This is a genomic window from Pseudoalteromonas sp. 23_GOM-1509m, assembly GCF_000518425.1.
GTDB lineage: Bacteria > Pseudomonadota > Gammaproteobacteria > Enterobacterales > Alteromonadaceae > Pseudoalteromonas > Pseudoalteromonas tetraodonis.
On the sequence record NZ_KI912435.1, the window covers coordinates 93070 to 115195 of the forward strand.

Here is a 22126-nt window from a genome sequence, read left to right on the forward strand (position 1 = left end):
AAAATATCTTACACTGGCTTTATCTCAAGTAAGGCTGGTATCGTATGCTCAATATTATTCAATCAAACCGTATGGAAGCCCTGCAAGCGCAGTTTCATCAACTGTTAAAGGTAAACCCGTTGCAAAGCCCATTTGATAAAGAAGTGGTGTTAGTGCAATCGCCGGGGATGTCGCAGTGGCTAAAAATTGGTTTAAGTGAAAATTTAGGCGTGGCTGCGCAGGTAGACTTTCCGCTGCCGTCGAGCTTTATTTGGCAGTTGTACCAGCAACTATTGCCAAACGTGCCTAAAGAGTCGGCGTTTAATAAACCGAACCTTGCTTGGAAACTGTTTGCAATTTTACCTACTTGTATTGACGAGCCACTGTATTTACCCCTAAAAACCTATTTAGAGGGGGATATTGACGGCCAAAAAACCTTTGCCCTATGTGAAAAAATAGCCGATGTGTACGACCAATATTTAATGTATCGCCCCCATTGGATAGCCACTTGGGATAGCGGTGTTGATACGCTTGACGATGTAGATATCAGCATTGCTCCTTGGCAACCCGATTTGTGGCGCCGCCTTGTCAAATTAAGTAAAACACTTGGGCAAAGCCAATTTCACCGCGCCAACATGCAAGGACAATTACTCAGCGCCCTTGAGAGTATGGATGGCAGCTTATTGCCAAAGCGTATTAGCCTATTTGGTATATCTGCGATTGCCAGCTCACAGCTTGACGTGTTTGAAGCCTTGAGTAAAAAAACTGAGGTGTTTTTATTCTTTTTTAATCCTAGCGAGCATTATTGGGGCGATATAATCGATGAAAAAACAGCGGCTAAAATCACCGCTAAATACGCCAAAATGCCGCTGGTGGAAGCGCAGCAAAAAAAGCAAACGAATCCTGATGAAGAATACTATTTTATTGGTAATCCGTTGTTGTCGTCGTGGGGTAAACTCGGCCGCGATTATTTTGAGCAACTGGTGCAGCTTGATGCCCGTTGGATTGATGGTTTTATTGATGCGTTTGACGATACCTTACTTGGGCAAGTGCAAAGCGAAATATACCAACTTGCCTTTAAAGGTGAATCGCTTACCGATAACAAAGAATGGTTTATAAACGATGAGGGTAAACTGCCCATAAGTGCAAACGATACCAGCATTACGTTAAGTGACTGCCACACACCATTAAGGGAAGTCGAGCGCCTGCACGACTACTTACTCAATTTGTTTAATCAAAACCCAACGCTTACCCCCAAAGATATCATTGTGATGATGCCTGATGTAGGTACTTATAGCCCTTACATTGAGGCCGTTTTTGGTGGTGCGCAGGGCAGCCGATTTATACCATACGCCCTTGCCGATTTAGCCATAGAGCAAGAAAAACCAGTACTGAGCTCGTTTGCCAGTTTAGCTAATTTACCGTTTTCGCGCTTTGGCGTGTCGGATATTCTTGATTTATTACAGGTTACGCAAATTGCCGAAAAATTTGGCCTAGAAGCCCATGAATACGAGCAAATACATTATTGGCTTGAGCGAGTAGGGGTAAAGTGGGGCATAAACGCTGAGCATAAACAAAGCTTTGATTTACCCGCCATTGATTTAAATACCTGGCAACATGGCTTGAACCGTTTATTACTGGGGATTGCCATGCGCGACGAACAGTGCCCATTTAATGGTATTTATAGCGCCGATGAAGTAGAAGGTATGGCGCTTGATACTCTCAATAAGCTGGTGCATTTTATTGATGTGCTTCAAGACTTTAAAGCGAAACTCATCCCTGATGATACGCTTTCTAATAAAGCCCATATATTAAGTGAGCTACTCAATGCTGTGTATGAGAGCGAAAGCGATGATAGCTGGGATTTATTAGTGCTGCAAAAGGTGCTCGAAGACATTGCGAAGCACCACGACAACGGCGACTACAGTAAAGCCGTTTCGCAGCGCATAGTGAGCTATCTAATCAAGCAAGGTATACAAGAAAAAGGTGTAGGTCAGCGCTTTTTAGTAGGACAAGTGAACTTTTGTACGTTAATGCCAATGCGCGCCGTGCCGTTTAAGGTGGTGTGTATGCTAGGCTTGAACGATGCCGATTACCCACGTACCGTGCAGCCTATCGGTTTTGACTTAGTACCGTATTCTAAAAAGCAAAAAGGTGACCGTTCACGTAAACTCGATGACCGTTACCTCTTTTTAGAAGCGCTCTTAAGTGCCCGAGATAATTTATATATGAGCTACATTGGCCGCTCGTGTTTTGACAACCAGCCGCGCATGCCATCAACGCTTGTCAGTGAGCTTTTAGAATACATTGGACGCAGTTTTAAACTTAGCGAACCCAGTGATAAACCCTTGCCTGAATGCCTTATTATGCAGCAGCATTTGCAGCCTTTTAATAGCCTGTATTACTCAGCTCCTAGCGATGAACAGGCGGGAGTAAATAATCACAGCTATAACCCAATTTGGCTGCCTAGCGAGGCTATTGAGCCAAAAGCAATCACTGCGCTTGATGTAACACCCCCAGAGCTACTTGATCTTGATGTGTTTATTCGTAGTGTATGCCATGCCCAAGAGAGCTTTTATCAACAAAGTTTAGGGTTACGCTTGCCGCAATTTAACGATATAGCGAAAGACGAAGAACCGTTTAGCCTAGATGCGCTGCGCCGTTATTTTTACCTTGACGAAATACTTGAAGCAAACATTAACAATACGCCGCTCAGTACCGAGCAAATCCTGCAGCGCGGTGAGTTGCCCCAAGCCAATGTTGGCAGCTTAATTTATGAGGGTATGCAGCACCGAGTTGATGCGCTTGCAGGGCAAGTAAAAGAGCAAATAAAAGCCGGTAAAAGCGAACCGATAGAAGTGTTACTTGCGCTTGAAAATACCACCATTGAAGGTTGGCTTAACCATGTGTATATGCATAAACAAGTGTTTTACCGCAGCGCCAGTATTAAAGCCAAAGATTTAATAAAGGGCTTCCTTTATCATCTGGCAGCTCAGAGCATGGAACAAGAGGTTGAAACCTTATTACTGGGTTTAGATAAACAAATTAGCTTTGCACCTATGAGTAAAGCCAATGCCGACTTGCTGCTTGCAGATTGGTTTGAGCTATACAAAGCACTGCGAAATGCGCCGGTGGCGTTTTTTCCGGTGAGCGGTTATGAATACGTGAAAAGCGGTGGCGACATGGCAAAAGCCAACAGTAAATTTAGCCCACAGTATATTGGCCGAGGTGAAGGGGAAAACCCTTATATTCGTCTCACGGTGCAATCGCTCAATGATTGCCAAGAGGAGTTTATACAATGGAGCGAAAAATTACTCGCCCCGTTATTTGAGCACGCCAAGGAGAGTGACTATGCAAGCGCTTAACCCACTCACTATGCCATTAAAGGGCCAAAGCTTAATTGAAGCCAGTGCTGGCACAGGTAAAACCTACACGATCACGGGTTTGTATTTACGCTATTTATTAGGCATGCAAATACCCGGTGAGCTGAGTACGCCATTGAGTGTTGAGCAAATTTTGGTGGTAACCTTTACCGATGCCGCTACCCAAGAGATTAAAGACCGCGTACGTAGCCGTATTATTGCCGCGCGCGATGCTTTATTGGGGCAACAGCCAAACGATGAACTCATTGAAGGTGTGATAGCGGGCGTTGATGATAAACATCGTGCGTTTGACTTACTCGATGCAGCAGCTAAATCAATGGATGAGGCGGCTATTTTTACCATTCATGGTTTTTGTCAGCGGATGCTAAAACAACATGCGTTTGAGTCGGGGGTCGCATTTAACTTAGAGTTTATTTTAGATGAGCGCGAGATACTGCTTGAGACCATAAAAGATTTTTGGCGCGCGTTTGTCTACCCGCTTAATAAGCAAAAAACAAATGCGATTTTAGAGGTGTTTGTCGCACCTGAATCATTATTTAGCCAAGTAAGCAGTATTTTAAATAAAGCCAACGCCGAAATAACACCGCAAGTAAATTTAGAGGATGTGTGGCAAGCGCGAGATGAATACTTGGAGCTTGTACCCGCCTTTAAAAAAGCGTGCCTAGAGCAAGAGTTTATTGGTGCTGTGAAAGCATCCGATTTAAGTGGCTCAAAAACACCCGGGCGAAAAGGCAGTTTAGCGGCGCTTGAAGCATTTTGCTTAGGCAATGATGACTTTTTTGAATTTGGTACTAACAAATATTCGTTTGAGGTATGGAGCAGCGAGAATTTAAGTAATACCGCTAATTATAAAAAAAATGGCACATTACTGACTCATCCACTTATTAGCCAATTCGATGCCTTAGCCGCACTTAACAATACCATTAAACAAGGGTTAAAAATTGCGATAGTGCAATATGCGGCAAGTTGGGTAAAAGCGGCCATAGTTAAGCGCAAACAAGAGCAAAGCGTGATCACCCCTGATGACCTACTCACTAATTTACATACAGCCCTTAATAGTGAGCAGGGTGACGTATTGTCGCAAAAAATTGCGCAGTTATTTCCGGTGGCAATGATTGATGAGTTTCAAGACACCGACCCTATTCAGTACGGTATTTTTAGTAAAATTTATGCTCAAAGCAATACCACTTTAGCCATGATAGGCGATCCCAAACAAGCTATTTATGGTTTTAGGGGCGCAGATATATTTACCTACATTGGTGCCAAAGAGGCCGTAGAGCAGTCGCAACAATTTACCCTAGGCACTAATTTTCGCTCCAGCAGCGATATCGTCAACAGCGTAAATAGCTTGTTTAGTAAATACGACAACAGCTTTATTTATAACGATGCCATTCCTTTTAATAAAGTGAAAGCCAAGGGTAAAAAAGCCGAAGATACATTTTTAATTGCTGGCAAGCCGGCCACCGCCTTTGAGTTTAATGTGTTTGTAGATGAAGCCGGCGATGAAAAAGGCAAACCGACCAGTAAAGGCTTAGGGCAAGCTCATTTAGCCACCCATTTTGCCAATAAAATTGTTACGTTACTAGAGCAAGCAAACCAAGGAATAGCCTGTATTGGCAGTACGCCGGTAAGCGCTGCTGATATTTGTATTTTGGTGCGCGACCGCGTTGAAGCGCAAATAATGAAGCAGGCCTTGAGCAAAGCCAATATTGCCAGCGTGTATTTGTCTCGTGATAGTGTATTTAGCCAAGAGCTAAGTCACCATTTACTCAACTTTTTAACCGCATTGCACGGCCAGTACGACGAGTCGCTACTACGAGGTGTACTCGCAGGGCCATTATTTTGTTTAAGTTATAACGATATTTTTGCTTTGGCCGATGATGAAAATGCATGGCAAGAACACTTAAACTTTTTTGCCCAACTTAGCCATATTTGGCACAAGCAAGGGGCTATGGCGATGCTTGAGCGCTTACTGAGTCATAATCAGCTCAATGCTAAATGGCAAGGCTTGGGCTATAACGTGGAGCGTTGGCTTACCGACTTTAGACACCTTGGCGAAATACTGCAGCAAAAACAAATAGAGCTTGAAGGGACACTTCGTTTATTACGTTGGTTTGCGCAAAAGGTGAGCCAGCAAGATGGCGAAACTGTGCAAGTACGTTTAGAGAGCGACGCAAATTTGGTTAAAATTGTCACTATGCATGCCTCAAAGGGGCTTGAATATCCATTGGTATTTATGCCCTTTGCCAGTGGCTATCGTGAAACTAAAGACGCGCTTTATCACCATAACGGCAAGTTAATTTTTGATTTAAGTAAAGACGAAGACGCCTTGCAACAAGCAGAGCAAGAGCGCCTAGCCGAAGATTTACGCCTATTGTATGTCGCATTGACCCGTGCAGTGCATTTTTGTGCCTTGGGTGTATATAACATAGGGCAAGGGCAAAGTAGCCGCTTAGCGATTCAAAGTAGTGCGCTTGGGCATGTGTTGTTCTCAGGGTTAGCGTTAACCAGCAGCCAAATATGGCGCACTCATTTAAGTGAGTTTTGTGATGCCAATGATTCGATGGAATATCTGCAATTTACCTCGGGTGAATTACTCGAGCAGGGCATACTTCGCTTTAATAATGAACACGTTGAAAAGCAGGCGCTGAGTATTAATACTGTAACCACGCAGATTGAACGCGATTGGCGGGCAACCAGTTTTAGTGCCTTAAGCTTTAAAAAGCATACTGACCAACTGGCACCTGGGCGCAGCGATGAAGATCATCAAAGAGATGAGTTTGCGGTGCAACAAGATGAACTTCTCTCACCGTATAGTTTTCCAAAAGGTGCAAAAGCAGGAAGTTGCTTACACGAAATATTCGAGCAACTTGATTTTACCAGCCCGCTTGTTCACCCCTCAAATCCAGAGCAAAACTTATCGGCAGTAATTAAACGTGCCTTTGAAAAATACCATATTGATGAGCAATGGCAGCAAATTACCGAGCAATGGATACTCGATGCGCTTAATTGCCCGTTAAATAGTGAAAATAATTTAAGCTTGAGTCAATTATCACCGAGTGATTGTCTTGTTGAAATGGAGTTTAACTTACCGCTTGCTAGCCTAAGTGCGCCTAAACTCAACGAAATGCTGATTAAACACTTTGATTTTAGCCGAAGCAAACTTGAATTTGCCCATGTAAAAGGCTTACTAAAAGGCTTTATAGATTTAATTTTTTGTTACCAAGGCAAGTATTATATTTTAGATTATAAATCGAATTATTTGGGCAGTACCCCCGCAGATTATGAGTCAGAGCAGCTTGAGCAAGCCATGACCAGCCACCAATATCATTTACAGTATTTAATTTATACCGTAGCGCTGCATCGATTACTTAAACAACGTATTCCTGACTATGCCATAGAGACGCATTTAGGCGGCGTGTATTATACCTTTTTACGCGGTATGCCAGCGGGTGAAGGGGTGTACTTTAAACAGTTAAGTGCAGAGCAAGTTATTATTTTAGATGGTTTGTTTAGCCAAGGAGCGATGCTATGAGTGATTTAAACCAACAACCTGGTTTGTTTGATGACTTTGACGACGCGCTTGTTGATGAGTCGGCGCTACTCAATGAACAACCAGCGGACTCTGTTACTCAAACACCTAAAGTTGTGCCGCTGCTTAGCTATTTAACTGAGCAGCATCGCGTACGTGTTGTGGATGTAAAGCTGGCCGAATTACTCAGTGGTAACAATACTGAGCATGATTATGACGAATTATTTTATATTATTTTAATGCTGTGTTTATCACAGCAAAGCCAGCATAGTTGTTTAACTCTAACAGAGGTTGATTGGGCTAATCCGTTTAATTTACGCCAAAGCGACTTTACTAAATTAGAAGGCACCGTACCTGACACTCTCACCCCATTTAGTGACGATTTTACGACTGAGGCAGCAATAAGTTACTTACACGCGCATCACAGTGTGGGGGATCACAAGCCGCTGCAATTGTTTAATCAGCGGTTGTATTTTTCGCGTTTAGCAGGGTATGAGCAAACTTTAGCGCAGCGATTACTGGCAATGAGTGAGCGACAACTCAATATTGATGATGAAGTCCTTACTGAGTTATTAACACGCTACTTTCCTGATAATCCAACGCTTGATATTGATTGGCAAAAGGTCGCTTGTGCCATTGCTGCAACAAAGGGCTTTAGTGTGATCACAGGCGGGCCTGGCACAGGTAAAACCACCACGGTGACAAAGCTGTTAGCTATTTTACAGTCGTTATATCAGGCTGCACCATTGAGCATAAAATTGGTGGCACCGACCGGTAAAGCAGCGGCGCGATTAACAGAGTCAATTTTAGGGGCTAAAAATAAGCTCACAGAAATACCGGCTGATATTAATGCGTTGATCCCGCAAAGTGCGCAAACCATTCATCGTTTGTTGGGAGTTAAGCCATTTACCAATAAATTCAGGCACGATAAAAGCAATCCGTTGCATGTTGATGTATTGATTATTGATGAGGCCAGTATGGTCGATTTATCGCTCATGGCTAAATTAATTGAGGCCTTGCCAGCGCATGCCCGATTGATTTTACTCGGCGATAAAGACCAACTCGCCTCGGTTGATACCGGCAGTGTAATGAGTGATTTATGCCAAGGTTTAGTACTTGGGCAAACACCGCAGTATTCAAAAGCACGCTGTGAGCAATTAAATAAGGTGTGTTTTAATGGCGCAGCTAAACTTGGCGCGCAAAATCAGAGTGAGTTTAAACTGGCTGATTGCATTGCCTTTTTACAACATAGTTATCGCTTTGATGCCCAAAGTGGCATAGGCCAATTGGCTTTGGCTGTTAATACCAATGATCGGGGTATTTTAAATTATGTTGAACAACACAGTACGCAAGGGCATTTTAGCGATGTTATTTTAGACTACGATTTTGTCTCTACACCGATTGAAAAGCTTATAAACAGCGCGGCAAGTCACTACGGTGATTATTTAACACTGATTGCCCAAGGAGCTAGTGTTGCCAAAGTGCATGAGGCTTTTGCCCGCTATCAATTACTTGCAGCAGTGCGTGAAGGCGATTACGGCGTTAATAGTTTAAATCAACGTATTGAGCGGGTATTGCAACAGCAAGAGTTAATTAGCGTTAACCCTAATCAGCGGCATTACACGGGTATGCCTATTATGATTAGCCAAAACGATTATCAACTTAAACTTTTTAACGGCGATATAGGTATTTTAATGCCTGATGACAGTGGCCAACTCAAAGCACTGTTTATTGATGAGCAGGGTAATGAACGTGCATTTTCACCTGCACGACTCCCAGCGCACGATAAAGTGTATGTTATGACCATTCATAAATCGCAAGGCTCAGAGTTTAGTTACACTGCTATGGTATTGCCACCACTTAAACAAGCGAGCGTCGGTATTAACCGGCAATTAGTGTATACCGGTATTACCCGTGCAAAGCAGACCTTTGAGCTGGTAGCAGATAAAAAAGTGCTGCAACTGGCGATGGGTAAAAGTGTGTCACGGGCATCAGGACTCTATGAGCGATTAGTGTAACGCAATGCTTATACTAATCGTTTATTTTTGGTGTTCTTTTTCTAAATAGATTGGGCTGCCAGCCAAAATGGAGCGCGCCCAATCTTAAAAAAACACTGACCAACAGCGAACCAAGAATGCACCATAAATAAGGGGCTTCTAATAAAAATAGCGCGGCATAGGTCAAGCCTCCTGCAAAACAGGCGGTGGAGTAGAGCTCTTCTCGCATCACCAACGGCACTTCTCGACAGATCACGTCGCGTATTAAGCCACCAAATATCCCCGTAGTCATGCCCATTGTAAGTGCAACCATCATGGTGGTGCCTTCAATTAATGCTTTTTCGATACCGACCACATTAAAAATAGCCATACCAATTGCATCAACCAACAACATGTAATAGTTAGACACATCGGGTAAGTGGCGAATAAACATAACAGTGACAAAAATAGCGCCATAGGTGACATATAAAAAATCGGGGTTGGCTATCCAAAAAACGGGTTGGTTAAGAAGTATGTCTCTGAGCGTGCCACCGCCAAGCGCAGTGACTGAGCCAACAACCACCACTCCAAATCCGCCAATATCTTTATCATGGCCTAATAACGCACCTGAAATTGCAAAAAAAGCCACACCAATTAGGCTTAAAAAATTAAAATATTCTGCTGTCACTAAGGTGTCCTTACCTGATTGAGAATTTATAATTAAAGGTAAGCGAAAGGGGATTTATATTAGCTGAATAACACTCTCTAATAACACTCTCTAATAAAACAAGCACAAGGTTATTACCCCTGTGCTTGTTACGTTGAGTTGTTATTGTAAGTAGTCAACAACCAGTTGAGATAATGATTCTACGCCGAGTTGTAAGGCGCTTTCGTCAACATAAAACTGAGGTGAATGATTACTTGCTGCCGTTTTAGCGTTTTGATCTTTTAGAGTGACGCCTAAAAAGTAAAATAGCCCAGGGGTTTCAAGCGCATAATAACTAAAGTCTTCTGCGCCGGTAATTAAATCGGTGGTAATAATGTTGTCAGCACCAGCAATACGGGCAAGCGTTGGGGTCATTTTTTGGGTGAGTGCTACATTGTTTACTGTGACAGGGTAGCCGTGATCTATATGCACATCGGCTTTAGCACCAGCGGATTCGGCAACCAGCTCAGCGGTTTTAGCTAAACGTTTTTTAATATCGGCGCGCATAGTTTGATCAAAGGTTCTAATGGTACCAATCAGCTCTACATTATCAGGGATTATATTTGAGCGTATGCCGCCATTAATTGCGCCAAACGAAATGACTGAAGGTGCTTTTGTTACATCAACTTGGCGAGAGGCGATTGTTTGAGTTGCCATTATAATTTGTGATGAAGCAACAATTGGGTCTACGCCATTCCATGGACGTGAACCATGTGTTTGACGCCCAGTAACGTTAATTGTGAAAGAATCTTCACTGGCCATTAGTGGCCCTTCACGAAAGCCAATTTGCCCTGTATTGAGTGAGCTGGTGACATGTAAACCAAACACGGCCTCAGGCTTTTGCTTAAATAAGCCTTCTTTTAACATCAGCTCAGCGCCACCTTCTTCTCCCTCGGGGGCACCTTCTTCAGCCGGTTGAAATACAAACAGTACTTCGCCCGCTAACTGATCTTTTATTTTTACCAGTGACTCTGCCACGGCCATTAAAATAGCAACATGGGTATCGTGACCACAGGCATGCATTACGCCTACTTCATTGCCACGATAGGTTGATGTTTGTTTAGAGGCAAAGGGTAAATCAACTTGTTCGGTAACCGGTAAAGCATCCATATCAGCACGCAATGCGATTAGAGGGCCTTTTTTACCGCCACTTAATTTAGCCACAACACCGGTATGCGCAACACCAGTTTGCACTTCAAGACCTAGTGATTTTAAATGTTCAGTAATGTACTTGGCGGTTTCAAATTCGCGATTACTCAGCTCTGGATATTGATGTAAGTGACGACGCCATGTAATGACTTTTTCACTCACACTTTGTGTTGCTTGTTCAAGTTGGGTGTTAACACTCGCGGCAAAACTAGGGGCGGAAATGGCGGTTAATAAAAAGCCACCACATATTATTTTTTTTATCATTATGATTCCTTGGTTGTTCGTATGTAACTAACTTACGCTATTACGCTGATAAAAAGTAGTGCCGTGCGATAGTTAACAAAGAAGTTCATGGTGTTTTCAATGGCGGCTTATAAAACTTATAAACTGTTCCAAATAGCACAATAGTTTAGCGCTTTTGTCGTATTTTAACGCAGATATTTAGCCTTAACAGCGAAAGTGATAACAAAATGTTGCATTTTTTAACTTTGTTCCCAATACTGGTCAATGCGTTGCTTTTACCATGCACCGACAACAGCGTGTAACAAGCTAAGCATAATAAAAATATTGAATCAGTTAAGGATTAATATGAACAACACACACATATTCAAACGCGTCTCTTTATTTGCAGCAGCATTAAGCCTGCTAATGAGTTTTTCTGCGCTCAGTAAAGAGTATAAGGTAATTTTAATTCATGGTTTGCAGGTATCACAACTTACCAATAGAGCAGCCAGTGATGTGGTAAACGATGGACAAAGCTATTGGCAGTCTTATTGGGTGAACCGCGCAGATGAGCGCATCGATTGGCCTGCATATGAACGAATAGAAGGAAAAATCACCACCGATTGGGTATGGCCTAAACTACAGCAAATTTCTCGCTCAAATCTATGCGAGCCAGGCTGTGTATTTGTGACTCATTCAACCGGTGACTTAGTTGCCCGATATATTATAGATAACCAAGAAAACTGGCTTGAAAATGCCGGATTACAGCCGCTTAATATTATTGCCACCTTTGATTTAGCCGGTGCTGGTGGCGGCAGTGAATTGGCCGACTTAGCGGTGAGTACATTAACAGGCGCATCGTGGAATTTTGCTGTAGATGCCGCGCTAACGTGGTGGTTAGGCAGTGAAGTTAATGAGGCGGTAGGCGTATTGCACGATTTAAAAGTAAATAATGCACGCAGAATTGCGCCATTACCTGATGCACGCACACCTCGTTTACGTTTTGTAGCCGATGGTAATGCTTACTTAGGTTTAACGGCTGGATTTTTACGCGGTAATGACGATTCGGTAGTGGCTACTCACTCATCATGTGGTGCAAGCTCAGTAAACTCATTTGGTAGCTGTAGCACCAATATTGACACTAATGGGCGTTTAAAATCGCAAGGTGATGCTGTTAATAGTTTTATGCCATATCATTATCCATTAATGATGACTAACAGTTATAGTCATAACGAGATTCAACAAGCGCAGCGCCAAGGAAATGTAACGATTGCGATGAATAACATTACGGTAGCTGGCGACACGCTAGGGTTTGAAACCGTAGATGAAACCACAGGTAGTTGGTTTTGGAAGAAACAATATCGTTATGTAAAAGACTCAGATAATTTGAGTGCATCGGCACTTATATATAATGTGATCCCGTGATATAAACATACTTAAAACATCGTGTAGTATACGTACTACACGTTTTATATTGGATAACTAACCGATGAAAAAGTCCTACGTGATTGGCTTTGCTATCAGCATGGGCCTACTTATGTGGTTTTTAATTGATGAGGGTCATGCAAGTTACCCCCTAAAACAAGCCCCTCTCAATGATAAAAAGCCGATATCGGCACCTCCTGCTCAGCAGCGCACGCTAAGCCAACCTGTGACAAAGGCAACAACAAAAACCAGCTCAGTAACTCAGTCAGCATTTGATGAAGACTTAGCCAAAGCGGCATCGGCGGTGGCACAACAGTATCAACAAAGTTTGGCGTTTCCGCCTTATTCACAACCATTAACGGTATATGATGAGGACAGACTTAAGCCAAATCAGTTCTTTCCCGTTAGCAGCCCAGTGGGTGAGCAAGGCGGGGAGTTAACAGTCAGCTTGTCTCAATATCGGTATGTGTATCCACAAGCTATAGAGCTAACCGTAAGTGCCCCAAATTTAGGTAAGGTGGTAGTAACACTCAGTGATACAGACACCAAAAAGTCGCTAAAAACGCAAAGCGGTGTGGCTCGTCAAAACGAGCTGGCAATGACATTTAAAGGTGAAGAAGACTATCCACGTAATTTACAATTATTAGTTGAAGCCGATATCGCGGGTAAAATAGTCCCGGTGGTGGCACAAATACATTATATGCCGCCTAGTGCAACCTTAACTGGTTTTGAAAACGCCTATCCACGTAATGAAAACATGATAGTACCGGCCAATTTAACAGTTATAAAAAGTGGCTTATACCGTTTAAGAGCTAACTTATACAGTGGAACTTCGCCATTAGCACATTTAGTTGCTAAAGCACGTTTAAATGAGGGCAGTCAGCAAATTGACTTTAAAGCGCATTGGTCTGTTTTGCCCAAGCAAACGAATGACTTACGGTTGAGGGACTTTGTTATTGAACGTATGTCGCCAAGCCCAGGTGAGCTTAACAGTTTTGGTGAAAGTGAAATTAGCGAGTTTACTATTGAAGATTTTGCTTACGACAGCTTACAGCAGTTGCCTTATCAGGCAAACAAACAAGAAATGCAGAGTTTAGAGTTTTTACAAGGATTAGCTGCTGGTCAGTAGCAGCATAGAACAAAGTGAAGGGTTTGCATTACTGCAAACCCTTAAAAATTAGCTTAAATTAATGGTAACCACGTCGGCTTGGTTTGTTTCATCTTGTTCAAGATTAACTGGCACTTTTGGAATATCTGGTTTATCGAGCGCGATATCGCCCCCATCAATAACGTCACCCGTTTGCAAGTTGGTAAAATCAAATAATTGATTATCAGCTAAGTGTGAAGGCACAACGTTTTGCATGGCGGTGAAAATACTCTCTATACGGCCTGGGTGCTCTTTATTCCATTGCTCCAGCATATTTTTAGTGTGTTTACGCTGTAAGTTTTCTTGTGAGCCACATAAATTACACGGAATAATAGGGTAGCCTTGGCTGAACGCATATTTGCTTATATCGGCTTCTTTACAATATGCCAGTGGGCGAATAACCATATGCTCACCGTTATCGCTCATTAGTTTAGCCGGCATACTTTTTAGTTTTCCGCCATAAAACATATTTAAAAACAAGGTTTCTATCATATCATCGCGGTGATGACCCAGTGCAATTTTAGTCGCACCTAACTCTTTAGCCGTGCGATATAAAATACCACGGCGCAAGCGAGAGCAAAGCGAGCAGGTTGTTTTACCCTCAGGAATAATATCAGTAACAATACTGTAGGTATCTTCTTCTACAATTTTGTATTCAATATTTAAATTATCAAGATACTCAGGAAGCACATGCTCAGGAAAACCAGGTTGTTTTTGGTCGAGATTTACTGCAAATAAATCAAACTTGATAGGTGCAACACGTTGTAAATGTTGCAACATGTCGAGCATAGTGTAACTGTCTTTGCCACCCGATAAGCACACCATAATACGGTCACCTTCTTCAATCATGTTAAAGTCCATGACAGCTTGACCTGTGAGGCGGCGTAAACGCTTTTGAAGCTTATTTAAGTTGTATTGAGCTTTGGCTTGAGCAGAATGAGACACTACGCCCCCTTGTAAATAGTACGGCAAAATTAATTGCTAAAAATAAAGGGGCGTATTATATGCCATATGTAATATGGGAGCTACTGCAAACGCTAACTTTCTGCGAGCGGGCTTACGTACCCATCAGGTTTAAGTGCAAGTACATCACAATCAAGGCTGTCAATAACATGCTCAGCAGTGTTGCCTACTAAGGCAGCGCTTAAGCCAGTCCGTCCCACAGTGCCAATAACCACTAATTCGCTGTTTAAGCGTTTTGCAACATCCGGTATCACATCTTCTGGCAATCCCTCTTCAATAAAGCATTGATCAGAGGTTAGGTTAAACTCATTAGCGAGTTCAATGGTTGATTCAATATGATGTTTTTTAACTGATTCGTTATATAACCCTGGGTTAAACTCAGGGATCTCTATGGCTATATTAACCGGTGTAGCAGGGTATGCATTGACTAAGTTAAGTTTAGCATTAGCCAGTTCACATAAAAATTGTGCATCTTTAATTATGCGTTTATTCAGTGACAGGTGCTGATCGTTTTCACTGACTGCATTAACAGCCGCTAAAATATTCCCATGTGCTGGCCACGCCATATCTTTTACAAATAATACAGGGGTTGGGCATTTTCTGACTAAGTGCCAGTCTGTTGGCGTGAAAATAACCGCTTTAAGCGCACCATGCTGATGAGTACCTTTGATCACTAGGTCATATTTATCATTAATAACGGTATTAATAATGGCTTCGTAAGGGCGGTTATGCCAAATGACTTGGGTATTAATATTAATGTTTTGATAAGGAGAGACAAGATCTTTTAACCATAGTTCGCGATCTTTTAACACCGCTTTACGCATTGCTTCACGTTCATCACCAGAGAGCATAGTAGTCATTTCGTAAGAGAAATCGTACACCGTCATAAAGGCGGTAATGCTAGCCCCTGATTTTATGGCTAAATCTATTGAACGCGCGAGGGCATTTTGATCGTCTTTAGTTGGGTCAATAACCGCGATAATACGTTTAATCGTTTCCATTGTGCTACTCCATTCACTTAACAGTTATACCTTGAGTGTAACGCAAATACACAACAGTTAAAGGGGTAGCACTAATATTCTTGTTCTATATCAATTTATTGATTTAATTAACGAGGCTTAACAATCGCAGCCGTTTTGGCTAAAGCGTCATTATCTAAAATAGTAATAAATTTACCTTCTACTTTAATTAAGTCGGCTTTTTGAAAACGGCTTAATAAACGGCTGATAGTTTCTACGGTTAAACCTAAGTAGTTACCAATTTCGCCGCGAGTCATAGTAAATCTAAATTCTTTTCGTGAAAAACCACGCTCACCAAAACGCTCTGATAAGTTATAAATAAAGCTAGCAAGACGTTCTTCAGCTGATTTTTTATTCAGTAATAATAGCATTTCCTGATCGTAGGTTATTTCACTACTCATTAAACGCATTATTTGTTGGCGCAATTTAGGCAGTTTACCGGCTAGTTCGTCAAGAGTTTCAAAGGGAATTTCACATACCATTGACGTTTCTAGTGCTTGAGAAAAACTTTGATGTTGCATTTTATTGATGGCGTCAAAGCCAACAAGGTCACCCGCTAAATGAAAGCCTGTAATTTGTTCATCGCCTTGCTCTGACAAGGTATACGATTTAAACGACCCCGAACGAACTGCATAAATTGCATTTAAAGGTGCGCCCGACTCAAATAAGTAGTCACCCTTGTGTAATGGTTTTTTTCGCTCAATGATCTCATCAAGTTTATCCATTTCTTGGCCATTTAAAGAAAATGGTAAACATAACTGGCTAATACTGCAGTTATTACAGCTAATGGCACAATTACCTTTAGCACGACTTTGAGAAAAATCCATAAGTTCAATCCGTTAAATTTCTATGCACAACATTTACCAATGTTAATGCACTAGCTTGTCTGTTGCAATGATCAGAAGGTAGATACCATACCAAATGATAACACTGCCTAATATTATTCGCGTCCAAGGGTGATTAAAAAGCATATTGAGCTTTTGTGCAGCCACACCTAAGGTGATCATGGCAGGGAACGTCCCTAGGGCAAATGCCAGCATAACCAGAGCACCATTTATGGCAGTGCCACTGGTCATCGCCCATGTGAGCGCAGAATATACTAAGCCGCACGGTAACCAGCCCCATAGTGCGCCATAACCAAGCGCTTTTAATGGGGAATCAATGGGCATTAAATATTTATTAAGTTTAATTAAGTGCTGCCAAATGAGGGTTTTGCCAAGTTTTTCGAGCCATTGTAATGTCGCGGCTAAGCGCATGATATAAACGCCGACCAGTAACATAAACACGCCCGCTAAAAATGATAAAAACAGCGCAAAGGCCGAGTTTTGTGTGGCAAATTGACTACTAATACCGGCAACAAGGGCACCAGCCAGCATATAACTTAGCGCTCTGCCGCTATTATAGGCTAGAGAATATAACCAAGTTTGGCGCTTGTTACTGGCTAACTGTAATGAGCTGGCAATGCCGCCGCACATAGCAATGCAATGGCCACTGCCAATCAACCCCATTAAAAAAGCACTAACAAAAATCGGGTCAATCATTACTTTTATTATGTTGCTCTTTATCGTCTTCAAATAAAATACTGTGGCCTTGCTTGTTTAAATCAGAGAATTGCTCGCCTTTTACTGCCCAAAAAAACACGCCAATGGCAATTAGTACAAACAAGATAGCGATAGGAACTAAAATATAAATTATGCTCATAACTTTAATAGCCTTAGTGAATTACATATCACAATAATAGAGCTGGCAGACATACCAATTACCGCCATCCAAGGCGCAACTAAACCCATAGCAGCAAGCGGTAATATAGAGCCATTATATAATAAAGAAAGCGCTAGGTTTTGCTTAATTATACGCCGTGTTTGCTTAGCAATCGTCAACAAATGATCAATAGAGGCTAAATCACTGTTAAGCAGCACAACATCGGCACTGTTTTTAGAGATATCAGCTCCTGTTTCCATGGCGATTGATAAGTGGGCGCTGGCAAATACTGGGCTGTCGTTTACGCCATCGCCAACCATAGCAACAACTTCACCTTGAGTTGACCAATGATCAACGGCGTCTTGTTTATCTTTTGGACTACAACTGGCTTGTACTGAATCAAGCTTTAATTTTTTTGCCACCTTGGCACCGGCATCTGAGGCGTCACCTGTTAGCATATGACAACTTAGATTGGCAGCCTTTAACGAGTTAATGAGTTTATCGGCATCTGTTTTTACTTTATCAACAAAATAAAAGCGTGCAACGGGTTGCTTGTTTATGTAAAGGGTAGCTTGCGCATTGGTTTTTTTGGTATCAAACCAGCCACTTTTACCAATGGCGTAATGCGTATTATCGTATTGAGCACTGATCCCAACCCCTGGATGGAGCTGTACATCGTCAAATTTACGCTGACCTTTAAACTCTTTAAAGGCACTAGCAATAGGGTGCTCAGAATAGCTCTCAAGCTGTGCTGCAATATCAAGAATTTGCTCTTTGCTGTAGTTATCATCAAGTATGTCAACAACATCGAGGCTAAATTTACCTTGCGTAAGCGTACCGGTTTTATCAAAAGCAACTAAAGTAAGCTTTGAGAGTGTTTCGAGCACATGTGCTTGCTTAATTAATATTCCTTTACGAGTTAAGGTAGCCACAGCACACGTTAACGCGGTTGGAATAGCTAAACTCAATGCGCACGGGCAGGTGGCCACTAACACCGATATAGTGATCCAAAAAGCGACATCAGGGTCAATTTGATACCAGCCAATGGCGGTTAGAGAGGCAAATACCAGTAACACGGCAACAAACCACTGCGCGACTTTGTCGGTAATTTCTACTAACCGTGGGCGTTTTGTTAGGGCATTATGTTGCAGGCGAATAATTTGATTAAGCAGGGTATTTTGGCCCAGCTTATTGATTTTTATTTCAATAATACCATCATGATTAACCGTGCCCGCATATACGTTATGATCAATATACTTTCGTACTGGCTGATGTTCACCAGTCATCATAGACTCATCAACACTGGTGCTGCCTTTGACTAAGATGCCATCGGCAGGGATAGTTTCGCCTGCTTTTATTAAAACGATATCGTTAAGCTTGAGCTTTTTAGCGGCAATTATGTGCTCTTTGCCGTTTTCATCGAGTGTACGGGCAGTCAGTGGCAGTAGCTTTTGTAAGTTGGCTGTAAATTCACTGGCCTTTAAGCGCGCTCTAAATTCTAAGTATTTACCTAATAAGAGTAAAAAGGTAAACATACAAATAGATTCAAAGTAAACTTCACCGACTTCCATTACGGTGGCGTAACAGCTTGCACCATAGGCACCAAAAATCGCCAATGATACCGGTAAATCCATATTCAGTTGTTTTGCTTTTAAGCCGTTAATTGCATTACTTAAAAAGGGCAGGGCGCTGTATAAAATAACGGGCGTTGCAAGGATCAAGCTGATCCATCTAAAGTACTGTTCAAAGTTGCTGTCCATCCCAGAGAACATGCCAAAGTACATAGCAAAGGCAAACATCATCACTTGCATGGTCATTAAGCCTGCCACGCCGAGGCGGCGAATATAGGCTTTAGCTGTTTGTTGTTTTTGCTGGGCTTCTACATCTGATTGGAATGGATAGGCTTTGTAGCCTATTTCAGCCAGTGAGGTGATTAGCTCACTTAAAGGGGTTGCGCTTTTATCCCATTGGATCATAGCGCGATTAGTTGAGGTGTTTACATCAACGCGCTTTACCGATTTAAGGTTAAGTAATTGCTTTTCAATAAGCCAGGCACAGGCGGCGCAGGTAATGCCCTCAACACTGAGAAGCACCTCAGAGTTGTCGTTATGCGTACTGATAAACTCATCTTGAATATCTTCATTGTCATAGCTTTTAATAAAAGCGAGTTGTTCAGGGACGAGTTGCTCTACTTTACCGGCACTAACAGTGCGATATTTGTAGTAGTCGGTCATCCCTTGGTCAATGATATTTTGTGCAACAGCTTGGCAGCCAATGCAACACATTGGCTCAGCGGTATTGTCTATAACAACATGTGCACTAAATCCAGCAGGCACACTTTCAAGACAATGAAAGCAATTTTTAGACATACTAAATACTACTTATAGTTAGGAGTCACTAAAACGGTGGCGGTGGTTGGTAAACTAACGTTTTCTTTCATTTTCCAACTGTTATCAACGGGTTCAATAAACACCGAATATGCGCCTGGTGTATAGCTTTCTAATAATGCAGTGAACTCTTGATTAGCATTTGGGGTGAGAGTGGCCTCAAAATCGTGCGCTTTTATGGTACGGTGAAAAAACGACAATCTTAATGCGTGTATATTACTGGTATCGCCTTTGGTAAATTTAAAGCTGACACGCTCATCTGATACATTTAGGTCGCCATGTAAATACAACGCTTTTGCTTTATCAAACTTAACGAGTTCTAAGTTGATTGCTTTGCCTTTTTTATAGTAATCATCTACAACCATATCTGGGCCGTTACCAATGGCTGTAATAAATAAACTAATGCAGCCAATAATTGCAGCTAAAGGAAAGAAGATTAAAAACCAAGGCCAAAAATTTTTATACCACGGAGTCGGTTGCATAGTCGCTCTAAAATTAATTAATGTGCGGCTATATTATAATAAATAGAATGAAAAGACTAAAAAAAAGCCTCCGAGTGGAGGCTTTTTTGATCTGAATTAATCTACTGAAATAAAAAGATTAAAACTGAAACGTTTTGTTAACTTTATCGTTATTTATCTTGCGATAAGCTGTAAACGTAAGCAGTTAATAGGTGAATTTTATCTTCGCCTAAAATCTCTTTCCATGCAGGCATTACACCAGCACGGCCATGGTTAAGTGTTTCTTCAACAGCGCGTTGAGAGCCACCGTATAACCAAATGTTATCAGTTAAGTTTGGTGCACCAAACGGTAGGTTATGGGCAACTGAACCTTTACCATCTGGACCATGACACGCGGCACACATAGCAAATTTTGCTTTACCTGCATCGGCATCTTTTTGGTTAACAGTACGACCAGATAGGCTAAGTACGTAAGCCGTCATTTCTTTAACGCCTTGCTCACCTAATGCATCACCCCAAGGTGGCATTGCTGCAACACGACCTAAAAGTAATGTTTCTCTTATCTTGTCAGGAGAACCACCGTACAACCAATCGTTGTCAGTAAGGTTAGGGAAGCCAGTACCACCACGAGCATCAGAGCCATGACATTGTGCACAGTTTTGTGAGAACAAACGTTGACCAATTTCAACTGCGAGTTGACCTTGAGTTTGCTCATGCTTAGTGCCGTTTTCTAGCGCAACTTGCTGTGCTGCATCACCAGCAAATTTAGACTCTACTAAATCTAGAACAGGTATTTGAGCCAATTCATTAAAAATAGGACCAAAACGTTCTTCAGCAGCGCGGTATTCAGCATCTAGCTTTACAAAACGGCCATCTTCTTTCGCTTCAATGACTGCTTCTTTCGATTCAGTTAAAGAGGTAATACCTTGGTTTGAGCTTGTCCATTTTGCTAAACCTTCCCAATTACCTAAACCTGGGTAGGCTGCTAAGTAATAAACAGACCACACAAACGTTGCGAAGAACATGTAAGTCCACCATTTTGGTAGTGGATTGTTTAATTCTTGAATGCCGTCAAACTCATGTCCACAGCTTTCACCTTCTTTTACGCCTACATAGTTTTTTAAGTTCCAAACTAGTAGACCAAAGATAATGATTAAGCATGCAAGGGTTAATACAATAACCCATATACTCCAAAAGCTAGTCATTTCTCAGACCCCTTTTCCTCGTTAGAGAGTGTATTGTTGTGTTTTTTTTCATCTTCAAATATGACATTGGCAGCGTCTTTAAAACGACTTTTACTACGCTTGCTATATGCCCATCCAACAATCACAATAAATAATACTAAAATTACCAGAGTCAAAATGCCTCTGTATGTCCCGTAGTCCATAATAATCTACTTCAAATGTGTGCCAAGTTGTTGCAAATAAGCGATAAGGGCTTGCATTTCTGTTGCACCTTTACCGTCATTCATTGCATCAACTTTAGCAATGTCAGCGATTAATTCCTCGTCACTGCCATAACCTAGACCCGGGTGTTTTGGGTTTTCTGGATTGATAGCAAACGTGTCACGGAAAATTTGTAGTTTTTTCAGAGTCAGACTTGTATCAAGCGTGTTCTCTGCTAACCAAGGGAAACCTGGCATATTAGACTCAGGAACCACGGCACGTGGATCCATTAAGTGCGCATAATGCCAATCATCTGAGTAACGTTTACCTACTCGTGCTAAGTCAGGGCCAGTACGTTTAGAACCCCAAAGGAAAGGGTGATCCCATACTGACTCGCCTGCTACAGAGTAGTGACCGTAACGCTCAACTTCATCACGAAATGGACGGATCATTTGAGAGTGACAGTTAGCACAACCTTCACGTACATAAATGTCGCGACCTTCAAACTCTAGTGCGTTTAACGGGCGTAACCCATCCACTGGCTTGGTTGTATCGTCTTGGAACATTAGCGGCGTAATTTCTACTAATGCACCGAAGCTGATTGCGAAAACAGTCAAGATGGCCATGAGGCCAATGTTTTTCTCGATAATTTCGTGTTTGTTTTGTGAATTTTTATTGCTCATTATCTAAC

General features: G+C 42.0%; 17 protein-coding genes. 5 read left to right on the forward strand and 12 right to left on the reverse strand.

The window, feature by feature from the left end:
- Positions 1-44 precede the first annotated feature (44 nt).
- Genes recC through recD form a run of 3 tightly spaced genes read left to right on the forward strand, consistent with a single transcriptional unit; the run spans position 45 to position 8912 of the window.
- Positions 45-3344, forward strand: a complete 3300-nt coding sequence (gene recC / locus N523_RS0117975) for an exodeoxyribonuclease V subunit gamma (RefSeq protein ID WP_028835777.1) — start codon at positions 45-47, stop codon at positions 3342-3344.
- Entirely contained in the window at positions 3331-6897 is a 3567-nt protein-coding gene (recB, locus tag N523_RS0117980) for an exodeoxyribonuclease V subunit beta (RefSeq protein ID WP_028835776.1), read from the forward strand. Before recC ends, recB begins: the two co-directional genes overlap by 14 nt.
- Positions 6894-8912 carry an exodeoxyribonuclease V subunit alpha gene (recD, locus tag N523_RS0117985; protein WP_028835775.1) on the forward strand — a complete coding sequence of 673 codons (2019 nt, stop codon included), beginning with the start codon at positions 6894-6896 and terminating at the stop codon, positions 8910-8912. The genes recB and recD overlap by 4 nt, the downstream gene beginning before the upstream one ends.
- Before the next feature lie 13 nt (positions 8913-8925).
- Here recD and N523_RS0117990 read toward each other — a convergent pair whose 3' ends face one another.
- On the reverse strand, positions 8926-9558 hold the full coding sequence (locus N523_RS0117990; protein ID WP_013464657.1) for a trimeric intracellular cation channel family protein: 633 nt from the start codon (positions 9556-9558) through the stop codon (positions 8926-8928).
- Positions 9559-9699: 141 nt separating this feature from the next.
- Positions 9700-10989, reverse strand: a complete 1290-nt coding sequence (locus N523_RS0117995) for an amidohydrolase (protein WP_028835774.1) — start codon at positions 10987-10989, stop codon at positions 9700-9702.
- Between the two features lie 324 nt (positions 10990-11313).
- Here N523_RS0117995 and N523_RS0118000 point away from each other — a divergent pair, with 324 nt between their 5' ends.
- A complete protein-coding gene (locus N523_RS0118000; RefSeq protein WP_028835773.1) occupies positions 11314-12372 on the forward strand; it encodes a hypothetical protein in 1059 nt (352 codons plus the stop codon).
- 64 nt (positions 12373-12436) lie between these two features.
- A complete protein-coding gene (locus N523_RS0118005) occupies positions 12437-13501 on the forward strand; it encodes a hypothetical protein (protein ID WP_028835772.1) in 1065 nt (354 codons plus the stop codon).
- A 48-nt stretch (positions 13502-13549) separates the two neighbouring features.
- Here the strand turns inward: N523_RS0118005 and ttcA are convergent, their stop codons facing one another.
- The 10 genes from ttcA to ccoO all read right to left on the reverse strand — a co-directional run bounded on the left by ttcA (position 13550) and on the right by ccoO (position 22118).
- Positions 13550-14464: a tRNA 2-thiocytidine(32) synthetase TtcA gene (ttcA, locus tag N523_RS0118010; protein WP_028835771.1), complete on the reverse strand. Its 915-nt coding sequence runs from the start codon at positions 14462-14464 to the stop codon at positions 13550-13552.
- Positions 14465-14556: 92 nt separating this feature from the next.
- Positions 14557-15483, reverse strand: coding sequence for a universal stress protein UspE (gene uspE / locus N523_RS0118015; RefSeq protein WP_028835770.1), 927 nt, complete (start codon positions 15481-15483; stop codon positions 14557-14559).
- A 107-nt stretch (positions 15484-15590) separates the two neighbouring features.
- The gene (locus N523_RS0118020) at positions 15591-16328 is read right to left on the reverse strand and encodes an FNR family transcription factor (protein ID WP_013464664.1); all 738 of its coding nucleotides are present in this window, start codon (positions 16326-16328) and stop codon (positions 15591-15593) included.
- 42 nt (positions 16329-16370) lie between these two features.
- Positions 16371-17042, reverse strand: a complete 672-nt coding sequence (locus tag N523_RS0118025) for a sulfite exporter TauE/SafE family protein (RefSeq protein WP_028835769.1) — start codon at positions 17040-17042, stop codon at positions 16371-16373.
- The gene (ccoS, locus tag N523_RS0118030; RefSeq protein WP_008109812.1) at positions 17035-17202 is read right to left on the reverse strand and encodes a cbb3-type cytochrome oxidase assembly protein CcoS; all 168 of its coding nucleotides are present in this window, start codon (positions 17200-17202) and stop codon (positions 17035-17037) included. Before ccoS ends, N523_RS0118025 begins: the two co-directional genes overlap by 8 nt.
- On the reverse strand, positions 17199-19571 hold the full coding sequence (locus tag N523_RS0118035; RefSeq protein ID WP_028835768.1) for a heavy metal translocating P-type ATPase: 2373 nt from the start codon (positions 19569-19571) through the stop codon (positions 17199-17201). Before N523_RS0118035 ends, ccoS begins: the two co-directional genes overlap by 4 nt.
- Before the next feature lie 8 nt (positions 19572-19579).
- The gene (locus N523_RS0118040) at positions 19580-20071 is read right to left on the reverse strand and encodes a FixH family protein (RefSeq protein ID WP_013464667.1); all 492 of its coding nucleotides are present in this window, start codon (positions 20069-20071) and stop codon (positions 19580-19582) included.
- 149 nt (positions 20072-20220) lie between these two features.
- Positions 20221-21255 carry a cytochrome-c oxidase, cbb3-type subunit III gene (ccoP, locus tag N523_RS0118045; RefSeq protein WP_013464668.1) on the reverse strand — a complete coding sequence of 345 codons (1035 nt, stop codon included), beginning with the start codon at positions 21253-21255 and terminating at the stop codon, positions 20221-20223.
- The gene (locus N523_RS0118050) at positions 21252-21437 is read right to left on the reverse strand and encodes a cbb3-type cytochrome oxidase subunit 3 (protein ID WP_010389598.1); all 186 of its coding nucleotides are present in this window, start codon (positions 21435-21437) and stop codon (positions 21252-21254) included. Before N523_RS0118050 ends, ccoP begins: the two co-directional genes overlap by 4 nt.
- 6 nt (positions 21438-21443) lie before the next feature.
- A complete protein-coding gene (gene ccoO, locus N523_RS0118055; RefSeq protein ID WP_013464669.1) occupies positions 21444-22118 on the reverse strand; it encodes a cytochrome-c oxidase, cbb3-type subunit II in 675 nt (224 codons plus the stop codon).
- Between the last annotated feature and the right edge of the window lie 8 nt (positions 22119-22126).